Below are 17,023 nucleotides of genomic sequence, written 5' to 3'. Positions count from 1 at the left end.
AACGTCGCCATGGAAGTGACGCTGATCGCCCCGATCGCCATGGACGAAGGCCTGCGCTTCGCCATCCGCGAGGGTGGTCGCACCGTCGGCGCCGGCGTCGTTGCCAAGATCGTCGAGTGATGCTATAAGCCTGCCTCCCCCGCCGGGCTCCGGCTCGGCGGGGGAGGTTGTCTGGCTGAAGAGTACGGTTGGGCTTCCGGAAAGCCGTTCTGAAAGTTATTCCGAAAGTCAGGTCGAAAGGCCTTGACATGGCCGCCTAAAGAATGCTTTAAGCGGCCTCCCACGCCGAAAGGTGTGGCCGGACGGAGATAGGAGTGTAGCTCAATTGGTAGAGCACCGGTCTCCAAAACCGGGGGTTGGGGGTTCGATCCCCTCCACTCCTGCCATCCCGTCCCAATAATGGTTAGGGTAAAAGCGGCGCCCTCACAGTCGCTCCGGAGCTCGCACGGTTCGCACGATGGCTAAAGTCAATCCCGCAGAATTCGCGCGCGAGGTCCGCCGCGAGGTAGCCAGGGTCACCTGGCCGACCCGCAAGGAAACCGGCATCACGACCGCCATGGTGTTCGTCATGGTCGTGCTCGCCGCCCTGTTCTTCCTCGTCGTCGATCAGGTGCTGGCGGTTGCCGTTCGCTTGATCCTTGGGCTGGGGGGCTGAGACATGGCTGCGCGCTGGTACGTCGTTCACGTTTACTCGGGTTTCGAAAAGAAGGTCTCCCAGGCCATCCGCGAAAAGGCGGCTCAGAAGGGTCTGGAAGACAAATTCGAGGAAATCCTGGTCCCGACCGAAGAAGTGGTCGAAGTGCGCCGGGGTTCCAAGATCAACACCGAACGCAAGTTTTTCCCTGGCTATGTCCTCGTCAAGATGGACCTGACCGATGAATCCTGGTCGCTGGTGAAGAACACGCCGAAGGTCACGGACTTTCTGGGTGGCGGCGGCAAGCCGCAGCCGATTTCCCAGCGCGAGGCCGAGCGGATCATCCATCAGGTGCAGGAAGGCTTTGAGCGCCCCAAGCCCTCGATCACCTTCGAGGTGGGCGAGCAGGTGAGAGTGAGCGACGGTCCCTTCACCTCGTTCAATGGTGTCGTCGAGGAAGTCGACGAAGAGAAATCCCGCCTCAAGGTGGCGGTTTCGATCTTTGGTCGCTCCACGCCGGTCGAGCTGGAATACACGCAGGTCGAAAAGATCTGATCGCAAGGTTCCAAGGTTTATGAGTCGGAGCTGCCGGTGCTTGCATCGGTGGCTTCATTCTGTTGCGGGAGGCTCGCCATGGCCGAACCGCAAAACCCCGCGGCGCCGCGCCGGACCATCCGGTCAAGTGCGTGAGGCGTCGTCCCAGGAGGTTGTGAGATGGCGAAGAAAATCGTCGGTTACATCAAGCTGCAGGTCCCGGCCGGCAAGGCCAACCCGTCGCCGCCCATCGGCCCGGCGCTGGGTCAGCGCGGCCTGAACATCATGGAGTTCTGCAAGGCGTTCAACGCCAAGACGGCGGACCTGGAAGTCGGCATGCCGATTCCCGTGGTCATCACCGCCTACGGCGACCGCACCTTCACCTTCGTGACGAAGACCCCGCCGGTCAGCTACTTCCTCAAGAAGGCTTCGGGCAAGGACAAGGGTTCGACGACCCCCGGCAAGGGTGGTTTCGTCGGCCAGGTCACGACCTCGCAGATCCGCGAGATCGCCCAGAAGAAGATGGCCGACCTAAACGCGCACGACGTCGAAGCCGCCGCGAGCATGATCGCCGGTTCCGCCCGCTCGATGGGCCTCGAAGTGGTGGAGGGCTGATCCTATGGCGAAGCTGGGCAAGCGTCTGACCGACGCCTACAAGACCGTTAACCGCGACTCCTTCTACTCGCTGGAAGAGGCCGTCACCCTGGTGAAGGGTGCCGCCAAGGCCAAGTTCGACGAGACGATCGAAATCGCGATGAACCTCGGCATCGATCCGCGCCACGCCGACCAGATGGTCCGCGGCGTCGTGAACCTGCCGAACGGCACCGGCAAGACCGTCCGCGTGGCGGTGTTCGCCCGTGGCGCCAAGGTCGATGAGGCTCTGGCCGCCGGCGCCGACGTTGTCGGCGGCGACGATCTGGCCGAACAGATCCTGGCCGGCAACATCAACTTCGACCGCTGCATCGCCTCGCCCGACATGATGGGCGTGGTCGGCAAGCTTGGTAAGGTGCTGGGCCCGCGCGGCCTGATGCCGAACCCGAAGCTGGGCACCGTGACCCCCGACGTCGCCGGCGCCGTGAAGGCCGCCAAGGCCGGCGCGGTGGAGTTCCGTGCGGAGAAGACCGGCATCATCCACGCCGGCGTGGGCAAGGTCAGCTTCTCGGAAGAGGCGCTGGTCCAGAACATCCGCGCCTTCGTCGATGCCATCACCCGTGCCAAGCCGACCGGCGCCAAGGGCCAGTACCTGCTGAAGGTCTCGCTCTCGTCGACGATGGGTCCGGGCCTGAAGCTCGACCTCTCCAGCGTGTCGGCTACGGCCGCCGCCTGATGACCCGTTTCGCCGCCGTCTGCTCTCGGGCAGCGGCGGCGTCCGGGCGGACCGCCTGAGGGGGAAACCCCGAGGGCACCCGCCCACCCCTGTCCGAGACCGCTGGTGCCCGTCCCCGACCGCAAGGAGAGGGAAGGGCTTAAAATTCACCCGCGCAGACAGGAGTTGAACCCGTTTACCCCTCCGGCCCCGCCGCCACGCGCGACGGGAACCGGTTCAGGAACGGCTTGACTTCTGGGACAGGTTCGCCGGATCTCCGGCCCCTCGGGGACGGGGGTCCATGTACACCTCTGTGCAAGGAGGCGATCCGTGGATCGTACACAAAAAGAAGCGACGATCGCGGCTCTGCAATCGAAGCTCCAGGACACGGGCCTGGTGGTGGTCACCCACCATCTGGGCCTGACGGTGAAGGAAGTCACCGACCTGCGTGCGAAGGTTCGGGCTGCTGGCGCCAGCTTCAAAGTGACGAAGAACCGGCTCGCCCGTCGTTCCCTTCAGGGGACGCAGTTCGAGGGTCTGGACGGTCTCTTCAAGGGACCGACGGCGATCGCTTACTCGAAGGATCCCGTTGCGGCTGCCAAGGTGGTGGCCGACTACGCGAAGACCAACGAGAAGCTCAAGATCGTCGGCGCCAGCCTCGGCACCCAGATTCTGGACGCGGAGGGGGTCAAGGCCCTCGCCTCGCTCCCGTCGCTGGACGAACTGCGTGGCCGCCTCGTGGGCATGATCCAGACCCCGGCGACCCGTATCGCCGGTGTCCTCCAGGCTCCGGGCGGCCAGGTCGCCCGCGTGCTTGCTGCCTACGCGAAGAAGGACGACGAGGCGGCGGCCTAACCAGGCCTAGTCACTCGTTTTTTACATCCCCAGAACTCAAGTCGTTTGGAGTAGTAACATGGCTGATCTGCAGAAGCTCGTCGACGATCTGTCGGCCCTGACCGTCCTGGAAGCCGCCGAGCTGTCGAAGCTCCTCGAAGAGAAGTGGGGCGTCTCCGCCGCCGCTCCGGTGGCCGTCGCCGCCGCCGGCCCGGCCGCTGCCGCTGCCGCTCCGGCCGAAGAGCAGACCGAGTTCACGGTGATCCTCGCCGATGCCGGCGACAAGAAGATCAACGTGATTAAGGAAGTCCGCGCGATCACCGGCCTGGGCCTGAAGGAAGCCAAGGACCTGGTCGAGGGCGCTCCGAAGCCGGTCAAGGAAGGCGCCACGAAGGACGAGGCCGCCAAGATCAAGAAGCAGCTTGAAGAAGCCGGCGCCAAGGTCGATATTAAGTAAGACCTTGTTGCGTACGAAGCACACAGTACCAAGCCGGACGGCGGTCGGTTCCCTAGGGGACCGGCCGCCGCACGGCATTTTCTGCCTTCCGCCGGACCGGGCTTGCCCGGCCCGGCTCTTTCCGTCCCCATCATGGGGATGGCCCGCGCGGGCGCCCTCGGGACCGGTCGACACCAGTCGGCTCGATCCTACGGTCGGTTGAACGGTCGGTATAACGCGCATCACGTACAGACGTTTGGGGACATCCATGGCCAAATCCTTTACGGGTCGTAAACGTGTTCGGAAGAGCTTCGGGCGCATCCCGGAAGTCACCCAGATGCCCAACCTCATCGAGGTGCAGCGCAGCTCCTACGATCACTTCCTGCAAATGGACGTCGCCCCGGAAAAGCGGGCGAACCTGGGCCTGCAGGAAGTCTTCAAGTCGGTCTTCCCGATCAAGGACTTCTCCGACCGCGCGGTGCTGGATTTCGTCAAGTACGAGCTTGAGCAGCCGAAATACGACGTCGAGGAATGCCAGCAGCGCGGCATGACCTTCGCCGCCCCGCTCAAGGTGACCCTGCGCCTGTCCGTGTTCGACGTCGAGGAGGACACCGGCCTCCGTTCGATCCGCGACATCAAGGAGCAGGACGTCTACATGGGCGACATGCCCCTGATGACGGCCAACGGCACCTTCGTCATCAACGGCACCGAGCGCGTCATCGTCTCGCAGATGCACCGCAGCCCGGGCGTCTTCTTCGACCATGACAAGGGCAAGACCCACGCGTCGGGCAAGTATCTGTTCGCCGCCCGCGTCATCCCCTACCGCGGTTCCTGGCTCGACTTCGAGTTCGACGCCAAGGATCTCGTCTACGTCCGCATCGACCGCCGCCGCAAGCTGCCGGCCACCACGCTGCTGTTCGCCCTGGACGGCGCGGAGACCGAGGCGCTGCGCGCCGAGCGCAAGGCCAACCGCAAGGACCTGCTGCCCTACGAGGCGCAGGGCATGGCCAAGGAAGAGATCCTCAACTACTTCTACGACACGATCACCTACACCCGGTCGGCCGGCGGTTGGAAGACCCCGTTCAACGTCGATCGGATGAAGGGCGTCAAGCTGATTTCCGACCTCGTGGATGCCGCCACCGGCGCCATCGTCGCCGAAGCCGGCACCAAGATGACTCCGCGCGTCATCAAGAAGCTGGTCGAGGCCGGCCTGACCGAGCAGCAGGTCTCCACCGAGGAACTGACCGGCCGCTACCTCGCCGTCGACATCATCAACGAGCGCACGGGCGAAGTCCTGTTCGAAGCCGGTGACGAACTGTCGGCGAGCGATCTCGACAAGCTGGAGAAGACCGGCGTCGACGAGCTGCCGGTGCTTGCGATCGACCATCTGAACGTCGGCGCCTACATCCGCAACACGATGAACGCGGACCGCAACGCCAGCCGCGAAGATGCGCTGATCGACATCTACCGCGTCATGCGTCCGGGCGAGCCGCCGACCCTGGAATCGGCCGAGGCGCTGTTCTCCGGCCTGTTCTTCGACAGCGAGCGCTACGACCTGTCGGCCGTCGGCCGCGTCAAGATGAACGCGCGCCTGAACTTCCAGACCGACGACCAGATGCGTGTGCTCCGCAAGGAGGACATCCTGGAAATCCTGAAGGTTCTGGTGAACCTGAAGGACGGCCGCGGCGAGATCGACGACATCGACCATCTCGGCAACCGCCGGGTCCGCTCGGTCGGCGAGCTGATGGAGAACCAGTACCGCGTCGGCCTGCTGCGCATGGAACGTGCGATCCGCGAGCGCATGAGCTCGGTCGAGATCGACACGGTGATGCCGCACGACCTGATCAACGCCAAGCCGGCCGCCGCCGCCGTGCGCGAGTTCTTCGGCTCGTCGCAGCTGTCGCAGTTCATGGACCAGACCAACCCGCTGTCCGAGATCACGCACAAGCGTCGTCTTTCGGCGCTGGGCCCGGGCGGTCTGACCCGCGAGCGCGCCGGCTTCGAGGTGCGCGACGTGCACCCGACGCACTATGGCCGCATCTGCCCGATTGAGACGCCGGAAGGCCCGAACATCGGTCTGATCAACTCGCTGGCGACCTATGCCCGCGTCAACCAGTACGGCTTCATCGAGAGCCCCTACCGCAAGGTCATCGACGGCAAGGTCACCAACGAGGTGGTCTATCTGTCGGCGATGGAGGAGGGCCGCTACGTCGTCGCCCAGGCGAACGCCGAACTGAACGCGGACAACAGCTTCGCCGCCGATCTGGTGTCCTGCCGCCAGGGCGGCGAATACCTGATGTTCCGGCCGGAAGCCATCGACCTGATCGACGTGTCGCCGAAGCAGCTGGTGTCCGTCGCCGCGGCGCTGATCCCGTTCCTTGAGAACGACGACGCCAACCGCGCGCTGATGGGCTCGAACATGCAGCGTCAGGCGGTGCCGTTGGTGAAGGCCGACGCCCCGCTGGTCGGCACCGGCATGGAGGCGACCGTCGCCCGCGACAGCGGCGTGACCATCGTCGCCAAGCGCTCGGGCATCGTCGACCAGGTCGACGCCACCCGCATCGTCGTCCGTGCGACCGACAGCTCGGACAGCACGGCGCCGGGCGTCGACATCTACAACCTGCTGAAGTTCCAGCGCTCCAACCAGAACACCTGCATCACCCAGCGCCCGCTGGTGAAGGTCGGTGACCGGGTGAACGCCGGCGACATCGTGGCCGACGGTCCGTCGACCGATCTGGGCGAGCTGGCGCTCGGCCGGAACGTGCTCGTCGCGTTCATGCCGTGGAACGGCTACAACTTCGAGGATTCGATCCTCATCAACGAGCGCATCGTCAAGGACGACGTCTTCACCTCGATCCACATCGAGGAGTTCGAGGTCATGGCCCGCGATACCAAGCTGGGCCAGGAGGAAATCACCCGCGACATTCCGAACGTGGGTGAGGAAGCTCTGAAGAACCTCGACGAGGCCGGCATCGTCTATATCGGCGCCGAGGTCCGTCCGGGCGACATCCTGGTCGGCAAGGTGACGCCGAAGGGCGAAAGCCCGATGACGCCGGAAGAGAAGCTGCTGCGCGCCATCTTCGGCGAGAAGGCGTCCGACGTCCGCGACACCTCGCTGCGCCTGCCGCCGGGTGTGGTCGGCACCATCGTCGAGGTCCGCGTGTTCAGCCGCCGCGGTGTCGACAAGGACGAGCGCGCGCTCGCCATCGAACGCGCCGAGATCGAGAAGCTGGCCAAGGACCGCGACGACGAGCGCGGCATCCTGGAGCGCAGCTTCTACACCCGCCTGAAGGAAGTGCTGATCGGCCAGACCGCGCAGTCCGGCCCGAAGGGCATGAAGGGCGGCACGGTGCTGACCGACGAGGTGCTGGCCGGCCTGTCGAAGGGCCTGTGGCGCCAGATCGCCATCGCCGACGAGCATGTGATGGAGACCGTCGAGAACCTGGCGAAGGTGTTCGACGACTCGATCAAGGCGCTGCAGGACCGCTTCGAGAACAAGGTCGACAAGCTGCAGCGCGGTGACGAGCTGCCGCCGGGCGTCATGAAGATGGTCAAGGTCTTCGTCGCGGTGAAGCGCAAGCTGCAGCCGGGCGACAAGATGGCCGGCCGTCACGGCAACAAGGGTGTCGTTTCGCGCATCATCCCGCAGGAGGACATGCCCTACCTGGAGGACGGCACCCCCGTCGATCTGGTGCTGAACCCGCTGGGCGTGCCGTCGCGCATGAACGTCGGTCAGATCCTGGAAACCCACCTCGGTTGGGCGGCCTCGGGTCTCGGCAAGCAGATCGGCCGTGCGGTCGACCAGTACCGTCTGGCGATCCGCCAGAAGGCCGAAGGCGCTCCCCAGCTGGAGGCCCTGCGCGGCACGCTGAAGTCGGCGTACGGCGAGGTGACCTACAACGAGGACATCGCCGACATGACCGACGGCGAGCTGTTGGAGCTGGGCGGGAACCTGCGCAAGGGCGTGCCCTTCGCGACGCCGGTCTTCGACGGCGCCCGCGAGGAGGACATCTGCGTCCATCTGGAACGCGCCGGCTTCGACCGGTCGGGCCAGTCGACGCTGGTGGACGGCCGCACCGGCGAGACCTTCGATCGCAAGGTGACCGTCGGCTACATCTACATGCTGAAGCTGCACCACCTTGTGGACGACAAGATCCACGCCCGGTCGATCGGACCCTACTCGCTGGTCACGCAGCAGCCGCTGGGCGGTAAGGCCCAGTTCGGCGGTCAGCGCTTCGGTGAGATGGAGGTCTGGGCGCTGGAAGCCTACGGCGCCGCCTACACCCTGCAGGAAATGCTGACGGTGAAGTCGGACGACGTGTCCGGCCGCACCAAGGTCTACGAGGCCATCGTCCGCGGCGACGACAACTTCGAGGCCGGCATTCCGGAGTCGTTCAACGTGCTGGTCAAGGAGCTGCGCTCGCTCGGCCTGAACGTCGAGCTGAACCAGCGGGACTACTGAGCCGGTCTGACGTGACCCAAGCCCCGGATCGGTGCGTGCGCACCGCTCCGGGGCATTGCACTGCTTTTAACCGACAACGCGGCGATGCCAGCGGGAGACGGTCATGAATGAGTTGATGAACATTTTCGGCCAGGTTCAGGGGCCGCAGAGCTTCGATCAGATCCGCATCCAGATCGCGAGCCCCGAGCGGATCCGGTCCTGGTCCTACGGCGAGATCAAGAAGCCGGAAACCATCAACTACCGCACCTTCAAGCCGGAGCGCGATGGCCTGTTCTGCGCCCGCATCTTCGGCCCGATCAAGGACTACGAGTGCTTGTGCGGCAAGTACAAGCGCATGAAGTATCGCGGCATCATCTGCGAGAAGTGCGGCGTCGAGGTCACGCTGTCGAAGGTCCGGCGCGAGCGTATGGGCCACATCGAGCTGGCGTCCCCGGTCGCCCACATCTGGTTCCTGAAGTCGCTGCCGAGCCGCATCGGTCTGCTGCTCGACATGACGCTCAAGGATCTGGAGCGCATCCTCTATTTCGAAAACTACGTCGTCATCGAGCCCGGCCTCACCCCGCTCAAGCTGCATTCGCTGCTGAGCGAGGAAGAGTTCATGAACGCTCAGGACGAGTACGGCGAGGACGCCTTCACCGCGTCGATCGGTGCCGAAGCGCTGCGCATCATGCTGTCCGCGCTCGACCTCGACGAGGAGAAGAAGCGCTGCCGTGAGGATCTGCGCGACACCAACTCCGAAGCCAAGCGCAAGAAGCTGGTCAAGCGCCTGAAGCTGATCGACGCCTTCCTGGCCTCGCAGTCGCGCCCCGAATGGATGATCCTGGAAGTGATTCCGGTGATCCCGCCCGAGCTGCGTCCGCTGGTGCCGCTCGACGGCGGCCGTTTCGCCACGTCCGACCTGAACGACCTGTACCGCCGCGTCATCAACCGCAACAACCGTCTGAAGCGGCTGATCGAGCTGAAGGCGCCGGACATCATCGTCCGCAACGAGAAGCGCATGCTGCAGGAGGCCGTCGACGCTCTGTTCGACAACGGCCGCCGTGGCCGCGTCATCACCGGCGCCAACAAGCGTCCGCTGAAGTCGCTGTCGGACATGCTGAAGGGCAAGCAGGGCCGCTTCCGTCAGAACCTGCTCGGCAAGCGCGTCGACTATTCCGGCCGTTCGGTCATCGTCGTCGGTCCGGAGCTGAAGCTGCACCAGTGCGGCCTGCCGAAGAAGATGGCGCTCGAGCTGTTCAAGCCCTTCATCTACGCCAAGCTGGAGCTGTACGGCCTCGCCTCCACCATCAAGGCTGCGAAGCGGATGGTGGAGAAGGAGCGTCCCGAGGTGTGGGACATCCTGGAAGAGGTCATCCGCGAGCATCCGGTGATGCTGAACCGTGCGCCGACGCTGCACCGACTCGGCATCCAGGCATTCGAGCCGACGCTGATCGAAGGCAAGGCGATCCAGCTGCACCCGCTGGTCTGCACCGCCTTCAACGCCGACTTCGACGGCGACCAGATGGCCGTGCACGTCCCGCTGAGCCTTGAGGCCCAGCTGGAAGCGCGCGTCCTGATGATGTCGACCAACAACATCCTGTCGCCCGCCAACGGCAAGCCGATCATCGTGCCGAGCCAAGACATCGTGCTCGGCATCTACTACATCTCGATGGACCGCCCGAGCGAGAAGGGCGAGGGCATGGTGTTCGCCAACGTCTCGGAAATCGAGCAGGCGCTGAACGCCAAGGTCCTGTCGATCCATGCGAAGATCAAGGCCCGCTACGTCGGCGTCGACGACGAGGGCGAGGAGTTGATCAGCATCGTCGAAACGACGCCTGGCCGCATGCTCCTGTCGGAGCTGCTGCCGCGCCATCCGAAGGTGCCCTTCTCGCTGATCAACCGCGTCCTGACCAAGAAGGACGTCGGCAACGTCATCGACGCCGTCTATCGCCACTGCGGTCAGAAGGAAACGGTGATCTTCGCCGATCGCCTGATGAAGCTCGGCTTCGGCCACGCCTGCCGCGCCGGCATCTCCTTCGGCAAGGACGACATGGTCATCCCCGCCGCCAAGGAGAAGCTGGTCAACGAGTCGAAGGAGCGGGTGAAGGAGTTCGAGCAGCAGTATCTCGACGGCCTGATCACCCAGGGCGAGAAGTACAACAAGGTCGTCGACGTCTGGTCGGAATGCACCGAAAAGGTCGCTTCCGAGATGATGAAGGCGATCTCGACCACCGAAGCCGGCAAGCCGGTCAACTCGGTGTACATGATGGCCCACTCCGGTGCCCGCGGTTCCGCCGCGCAGATCCGTCAGCTGGCCGGCATGCGCGGCCTGATGGCCAAGCCGTCGGGTGAGATCATCGAGACGCCGATCATCTCGAACTTCAAGGAAGGCCTGACCGTGCTGGAGTACTTCAACTCCACCCACGGCGCCCGCAAGGGTCTGGCCGACACCGCCTTGAAGACGGCGAACTCCGGTTACCTCACCCGCCGTCTGGTCGACGTGGCGCAGGACGCCATCATCGTCGAGCATGATTGCGGCACCGAGCGCGGCATCACCGTCAAGGCGGTGATCGACGGCGGCGAGGTCATCAGCCCGCTGGGCGACCGCATTCTCGGCCGTACTGTGGTCGGCGATGTGATCGATCCGTTGAACGGCGAACTGCTTGTCGAGGACGGCGGCCTGATCGACGAGCCGACGGTCGACCGTATCGAGCGGTCGGGCATCGACTCGGTCAAGATCCGCTCGGTCCTGACCTGCGAGACCCGCGATGGCGTCTGCGCCAAGTGCTACGGCCGTGATCTGGCCCGCGGCACGCTGGTCAACACCGGCGAAGCGGTCGGCGTCATCGCCGCCCAGTCGATCGGCGAGCCGGGCACCCAGCTGACGATGCGTACCTTCCACATCGGCGGTGCGGCGCAGCGCGGTGCGGAGCAGAGCCAGATCGAGGCGGCGTTCGAGGCGACGGTGCGGATCAACAACCGCAACATCGTCATGAACTCGTCGGGCATCCCGGTCGTCATGGGCCGCAGCACCGAAGTGATCCTGCTCGACGAGCAGGGCCGCGAGCGGGCGCGTCACCGCGTGCCGTACGGTGCCAAGCTGCTGGCGGACGAGGGCGTGAAGGTCGAGCGCGGCGCCAAGCTGGCCGAGTGGGACCCCTACACCCTGCCGATCATCACCGAGCGCGCCGGTACCGCCCGTTACATCGACCTCGTGGAGGGTATCTCCATGCGCGAGGTGATGGACGAGGCCACCGGCATCAGCTCCAAGGTGGTGGTGGACTGGCGCCAGCAGCCGCGCGGTGCCGATCTGAAGCCGCGCATCGCGCTGGTGGACGACCGGGGCGAGCTGATCACCCTGCCGAACGGCCTGGAAGCCCGCTACTTCATGTCGGTGGACGCCATCCTGTCGGTGGAGAACGGTGCCGAGGTCCGTGCCGGCGACGTGCTGGCGCGTATCCCGCGCGAGTCGTCCAAGACCCGCGACATCACCGGCGGTCTGCCCCGCGTGGCCGAGCTGTTCGAGGCGCGCCGTCCGAAGGACTTCGCCATCATCTCGGAGATGAGCGGCCGCGTCGAATTCGGTAAGGACTACAAGACCAAGCGCCGCATCGTCGTCCGCAACGACGAGAGCGGTGACGAGAAGGAGTATCTGATCCCGAAGGGCAAGCACATCTCCGTGCAGGAGGGTGACTATGTCGAACGCGGCGATCTGCTGATGGACGGCAACCCGGTGCCGCACGACATCCTGGCGGTGATGGGTGTGGAGGCCTTGGCCGACTACCTGATCAACGAAATCCAGGACGTCTATCGACTGCAGGGCGTGAAGATCAACGACAAGCACATCGAGGTGATCGTTCGCCAGATGCTGCAGAAGGTCGAGATCACCGATGCCGGCGAGACCACCTTCCTGGTGGGCGAGCAGGTCGACCGTCAGGAGTTCGACGAGGAGAACGAGAAGACCGTCGCGGAAGGCCTCCAGCCGGCGCACGGCCACCCGGTTCTCCAGGGCATCACCAAGGCCAGCCTGCAGACGCGCTCCTTCATTTCGGCCGCGTCGTTCCAGGAAACCACCCGCGTCCTCACGGAAGCGGCCGTCGGCGGCAAGGTCGACAACCTGGAAGGCCTGAAGGAGAACGTCATCGTCGGCCGTCTGATCCCGGCCGGCACGGGCTCCGTGGTGAATCGCCTGAAGCTGATCGCCGCCGAGCGTGACCGCGAAGCGGCCCTGGAGGCCGGCGCTCCGGAGGAAACCCCGGCCCTGCCGACCCCGGGCGAGGAAAGCTCTGCGGCCTGATCCGTCGGAGTGATGAAGTAGGGAAGGGGGCGCGTTCCGCAGGGGACGCGCCCTTTTCTTTGGGACCTCCCGATTGAGAGTCGGGGTGCCTGCAAGCTTCAATACCGTCCTTGACTCTCTCTCGGCCTTTCCCTAAAGTCCGCGAACTTCAAAGGGCGCCGGGGCTCTCCGTGCGTCCGCTTGAATCCACCGATCCCGCCGATCGGAGTCCTCCGGTCGGCTTTCGCTCATTCAGCCCGCTCGGAACGGCAACGTTTCGCAGGCGGGCTTTTGCTTCGTCCGGCTCGTCCGGCCGAGTGATCTTGAAGGGATGAAGGGCAGATATGCCGACGATCAACCAGTTGATCCGTAAGCCGCGCGAGCCGTTGGCCGCGCGCAACAAGGTTCCCGCGATGGAGGCCTGCCCGCAGAAGCGTGGCGTCTGCACTCGCGTTTACACCACCACCCCGAAGAAGCCGAACTCGGCGCTCCGTAAGGTCGCCCGCGTTCGTCTGACGAACGGCTTCGAGGTGACGAGCTACATCCCTGGTGAGGGCCACAACCTCCAGGAACACTCGGTGGTCATGATCCGCGGCGGTCGTGTGAAGGATCTTCCCGGCGTTCGCTACCACATCATTCGCGGCACGCTGGATACCCAGGGCGTCAAGGATCGTAAGCAGCGTCGTTCGAAGTACGGCGCGAAGCGTCCGAAGTAAGGAGAACTCACGATGTCCCGTCGTCATCGCGCCGAGAAGCGTGAAGTCCTGCCGGACGCCAAGTATGGCGACCGCGTCCTGACGAAGTTCATGAACTGCCTGATGTTTGACGGCAAGAAGTCGTCGGCTGAAAGCATCGTCTACGGTGCGCTGGGTCGTATCGAGGTCAAGACCAAGAACGACCCCGTTCAGGTCTTCCACGATGCCCTCGCCAACGTGAAGCCGCACCTCGAAGTGCGTTCGCGTCGCGTCGGTGGTGCGACCTATCAGGTTCCGGTCGAGGTCCGTTCGGACCGCGCCCAGGCCCTGGCCATCCGTTGGCTGATCAGCGCCGCCCGCGCCCGCTCGGAAAACACCATGACCGAGCGTCTGTCGGGTGAGCTGCTCGACGCCGCCAGCCAGCGCGGCACCGCCGTGAAGAAGCGCGAAGATACGCACCGTATGGCGGAAGCCAACAAGGCGTTCTCGCACTACCGCTGGTAAGGTTAACGCCTGTCCTGGTGATTTTGCATGCCCCGCTCGCACGCCCTCGACCGTTATCGCAACATCGGCATCATGGCTCACATCGATGCCGGCAAGACGACGACGACCGAGCGCATCCTGTTCTATACCGGCAAGTCCTATCGCATGGGCGAGGTCAATGACGGCACTGCCGTCATGGATTGGATGGAGCAGGAGCAGGAGCGGGGCATCACCATCACGTCGGCGGCAACGACCTGTTTCTGGCGCGACCACCGCATCAACATCATCGATACGCCCGGCCACGTGGATTTCACCATCGAGGTCGAGCGGTCGTTGCGCGTTCTGGATGGCGCCGTTGCCATCTTCGACGCGGTCGCGGGGGTCGAGCCCCAGACCGAGACCGTGTGGCGGCAGGCCGACAAGTACGGCGTGCCGCGCATGGCCTTCGTCAACAAGATGGACCGCGTCGGCGCGGACTTCGACGGCTGCGTCGCCATGATGGCCGACCGCCTGGGCGTCAAGCCGCTGGTCGTTCAGCTTCCGATCGGCAGCGAAGCCGGCTTTTCCGGTGTCGTCGATCTGGTTGCGATGCGCGCCACGATCTGGAAGGCCGAAACGCTCGGCGCCGAATTCCAGCACACCGAAATTCCCGAGGATCTGGCCGCACCGGCTGCAAGCGCCCGTCAGGCGCTGCTGGACGCCGTGCTGGACCTCGACGAGGCGGCGGTGGCCGCCTATCTGGAGCGCGGCGAGGAGCCGGCGCCCGACGTGCTGCGCGCATTGATCCGCAAGGGCACGATTGCCGGCGCCCTGGTTCCCGTGCTGTGCGGGTCCGCCTTCCGCAACAAGGGCATCCAGCCGATGCTGGACGCCGTGGTCGATTATCTGCCGGCGCCGAACGACATCGGTGCGGTGACCGGCCATGCGGTGGGTGGCGACCGGGCCGAGGAGCGGGCTGCCAACGACAGTGCGCCCTTCTCTGGCCTCGCCTTCAAGGTGATGAACGACCCCTATGTCGGAACGCTCACCTTCTGCCGCATCTATTCCGGCACCGTCAGCGTCGGTGATTCGCTGCTGAACCCGGTCAAGGGCGAGCGCGAGAAGATCGGCCGCATGCTGTTGATGCACGCCAACAGCCGTGAAGAGATCGAGCGCGCCCACACCGGCGACATCGTGGCCTTCGCCGGTCTGGAGCACACGTCGACCGGTGACACGCTGTGCGACACCGCCAAGCCGATCGTGCTGGAACGTCTCGATGTTCCCGAACCGGTGATCGAGATCGTCGTCGAGCCGCGCACCGACGCCGACCACGACAAGATGGCGGCGGCATTGAACCGCCTCGGCCACGAGGATCCCTCGTTGCAGGTCACCGTCGACCGCGAAAGCGGCCAGACCGTGATCCGCGGCATGGGCGAGCTGCATCTCGACATCATCGTCGACCGCATGAGGCGCGAGTTCCGCGTCGATGCGGCCGTCGGCGCGCCCAAGGTCGCCTATCGGGAGACCGTGCTGCGCTCGGCCGAAGTCGACCATGTCCACGCCCGGCAGACCGGTGATCGCGCCCAGTTCGCGCGCGTGACGCTGAAGCTGGAGGCGCTGGACCGCGGCGCCGGTTTCGTCTTCGAGAACCGGGCGGCAAGTCTGCCGCGCGAGTTCGTCGCCGGCGTGCAGAAGGGGCTGGAGGCCACGAAGGACAGCGGTGTCATCGCCGGCTACCCGGTGGTGGACGTCAAGGCGACCCTGACCGGCGGCGAGGCGCATGATGTCGACTCCTCGCCGCTCGCCTTCGAGCTTGCTGCGAGGAGCGCCTTCCACGAGGCTATGACAAAAGCCGCTCCGGTGCTGTTGGAACCGCTGATGCGGGTCGAAATCATCACGCCGGACGACTATATGGGCGACGTCATCGGCGACCTGAACAGTCGCCGGGGACAGATCACCGGCATGGACCAGCGCGGCAACGCGCGAATCGTCACGGGACTGGTTCCCTTGGCGGCCATGTTCGGCTATGTGAACTCCCTGCGCTCCATGAGTCAGGGCCGCGCGCAGTACAGCATGCAGTTCGACCATTATGAGCCGGTGCCACAGGCCATCGCGGACGGCGTCCGCGCCAAGGTGGCCTGAAGACCGCTGGAACGATTGAGAAACGGAGAGACCACCCCATGGCGAAGGCAAAGTTCGAGCGGAACAAGCCGCACTGCAACGTTGGCACGATCGGCCACGTCGACCACGGCAAGACGTCGCTGACGGCGGCGATGAGCGGAACAAGCCGCACTGCAACGTTGGCACGATCGGCCACGTCGACCACGGCAAGACGTCGCTGACGGCGGCGATCACGAAGGTGCTGGCGGAGTCCGGCGGCGCCACCTTCACCGCTTACGACCAGATCGACAAGGCGCCGGAAGAGAAGGCGCGCGGCATCACGATCTCGACGGCGCACGTCGAGTACGAGACGCAGAACCGCCACTACGCGCACGTCGACTGCCCGGGCCACGCCGACTACGTGAAGAACATGATCACGGGCGCCGCCCAGATGGACGGCGCGATCCTGGTCGTGTCGGCCGCCGACGGCCCGATGCCGCAGACCCGCGAGCACATCCTTCTGGCGCGCCAGGTCGGCGTTCCGGCTCTGGTTGTGTTCATGAACAAGGTCGACATGGTCGACGATCCGGAACTGCTGGAGCTGGTCGAGCTGGAAGTGCGCGAGCTTCTGTCGTCCTACCAGTTCCCGGGCGACGACATTCCGATCACCAAGGGTTCGGCGCTGTGCGCTCTGGAAGACCGTCAGCCGGAGATCGGCCGTGACGCCGTCCTGGCGCTGATGAAGACGGTGGACGAGTACATCCCGCAGCCGGAGCGTCCGGTCGACCGTCCGTTCCTGATGCCGATCGAAGACGTGTTCTCGATCTCGGGCCGCGGCACGGTCGTGACCGGCCGCGTCGAGCGTGGCATCGTGAAGGTCGGCGAGGAAGTCGAGATCGTTGGCCTGAAGGCGACGGTCAAGACGACGGTGACCGGCGTCGAAATGTTCCGCAAGCTGCTCGACTCCGGGCAAGCCGGCGACAACATCGGCGCGCTGCTGCGCGGCACGAAGCGCGAGGACGTCGAGCGCGGCCAGGTTCTGGCCAAGCCGGGTTCGATCACCCCGCACACCAAGTTCAAGGCCGAAGCCTACATCCTGACGAAGGAAGAGGGCGGCCGCCACACCCCGTTCTTCACGAACTACCGTCCGCAGTTCTACTTCCGGACGACCGACGTGACGGGCATGGTGGCGCTGCCGGAAGGCGTCGAGATGGTGATGCCGGGCGACAACGTCGCCATGGAAGTGACGCTGATCGCCCCGATCGCCATGGACGAAGGCCTGCGCTTCGCCATCCGCGAGGGTGG

General features: G+C 65.0%; 14 protein-coding genes and 1 tRNA gene. All 15 read left to right on the top strand.

Annotated elements, in window-relative coordinates; all coding sequences use genetic code 11:
- On the top strand, positions 1-120 hold a 120-nt coding region (locus CRT60_RS32435), incomplete at its 5' end, for an EF-Tu C-terminal domain-related protein (RefSeq protein WP_475369097.1).
- Between the two features lie 190 nt (positions 121-310).
- Positions 311-386, top strand: a tRNA-Trp gene (locus CRT60_RS32430).
- A gap of 71 nt (positions 387-457) precedes the next feature.
- Positions 458-655 (top strand): preprotein translocase subunit SecE, encoded by a 198-nt coding sequence (gene secE / locus CRT60_RS32425; protein ID WP_014246876.1) that lies wholly within the window; start codon positions 458-460, stop codon positions 653-655.
- 3 nt (positions 656-658) lie between these two features.
- Positions 659-1,189 (top strand): transcription termination/antitermination protein NusG, encoded by a 531-nt coding sequence (gene nusG, locus CRT60_RS32420; protein ID WP_012973192.1) that lies wholly within the window; start codon positions 659-661, stop codon positions 1,187-1,189.
- A gap of 159 nt (positions 1,190-1,348) precedes the next feature.
- Positions 1,349-1,783, top strand: coding sequence for a 50S ribosomal protein L11 (gene rplK / locus CRT60_RS32415; protein WP_042690902.1), 435 nt, complete (start codon positions 1,349-1,351; stop codon positions 1,781-1,783).
- A gap of 4 nt (positions 1,784-1,787) precedes the next feature.
- The gene (rplA, locus tag CRT60_RS32410; protein WP_098740500.1) at positions 1,788-2,495 is read left to right on the top strand and encodes a 50S ribosomal protein L1; all 708 of its coding nucleotides are present in this window, start codon (positions 1,788-1,790) and stop codon (positions 2,493-2,495) included.
- A gap of 309 nt (positions 2,496-2,804) precedes the next feature.
- Entirely contained in the window at positions 2,805-3,329 is a 525-nt protein-coding gene (gene rplJ, locus CRT60_RS32405; protein ID WP_098740499.1) for a 50S ribosomal protein L10, read from the top strand.
- 58 nt (positions 3,330-3,387) lie between these two features.
- Positions 3,388-3,765, top strand: coding sequence for a 50S ribosomal protein L7/L12 (gene rplL / locus CRT60_RS32400; RefSeq protein WP_014246882.1), 378 nt, complete (start codon positions 3,388-3,390; stop codon positions 3,763-3,765).
- A 247-nt stretch (positions 3,766-4,012) separates the two neighbouring features.
- Positions 4,013-8,206, top strand: a complete 4,194-nt coding sequence (rpoB, locus tag CRT60_RS32395) for a DNA-directed RNA polymerase subunit beta (RefSeq protein WP_098740498.1) — start codon at positions 4,013-4,015, stop codon at positions 8,204-8,206.
- 103 nt (positions 8,207-8,309) lie between these two features.
- The gene (gene rpoC / locus CRT60_RS32390; RefSeq protein ID WP_098740497.1) at positions 8,310-12,482 is read left to right on the top strand and encodes a DNA-directed RNA polymerase subunit beta'; all 4,173 of its coding nucleotides are present in this window, start codon (positions 8,310-8,312) and stop codon (positions 12,480-12,482) included.
- A gap of 323 nt (positions 12,483-12,805) precedes the next feature.
- On the top strand, positions 12,806-13,177 hold the full coding sequence (gene rpsL / locus CRT60_RS32385; RefSeq protein WP_012973201.1) for a 30S ribosomal protein S12: 372 nt from the start codon (positions 12,806-12,808) through the stop codon (positions 13,175-13,177).
- Between the two features lie 12 nt (positions 13,178-13,189).
- Positions 13,190-13,660, top strand: a complete 471-nt coding sequence (rpsG, locus tag CRT60_RS32380) for a 30S ribosomal protein S7 (protein ID WP_098740496.1) — start codon at positions 13,190-13,192, stop codon at positions 13,658-13,660.
- A gap of 27 nt (positions 13,661-13,687) precedes the next feature.
- Positions 13,688-15,760, top strand: a complete 2,073-nt coding sequence (gene fusA, locus CRT60_RS32375) for an elongation factor G (protein WP_098740495.1) — start codon at positions 13,688-13,690, stop codon at positions 15,758-15,760.
- Positions 15,761-15,798: 38 nt separating this feature from the next.
- A complete protein-coding gene (locus CRT60_RS37380) occupies positions 15,799-15,960 on the top strand; it encodes a GTP-binding protein (protein ID WP_244592874.1) in 162 nt (53 codons plus the stop codon).
- Positions 15,927-17,023 (top strand): elongation factor Tu (gene tuf, locus CRT60_RS32370; RefSeq protein WP_244592947.1); only part of this gene is annotated, 1,097 nt, incomplete at its 3' end. The genes CRT60_RS37380 and tuf, both read left to right, overlap by 34 nt.

The organism is Azospirillum palustre (assembly GCF_002573965.1).
Taxonomy (GTDB): Bacteria; Pseudomonadota; Alphaproteobacteria; order Azospirillales; family Azospirillaceae; genus Azospirillum; species Azospirillum palustre.
The sequence above is the reverse complement of the archived record's forward strand: the minus strand, read 5'-3'. Positions and strand labels throughout refer to the sequence as shown.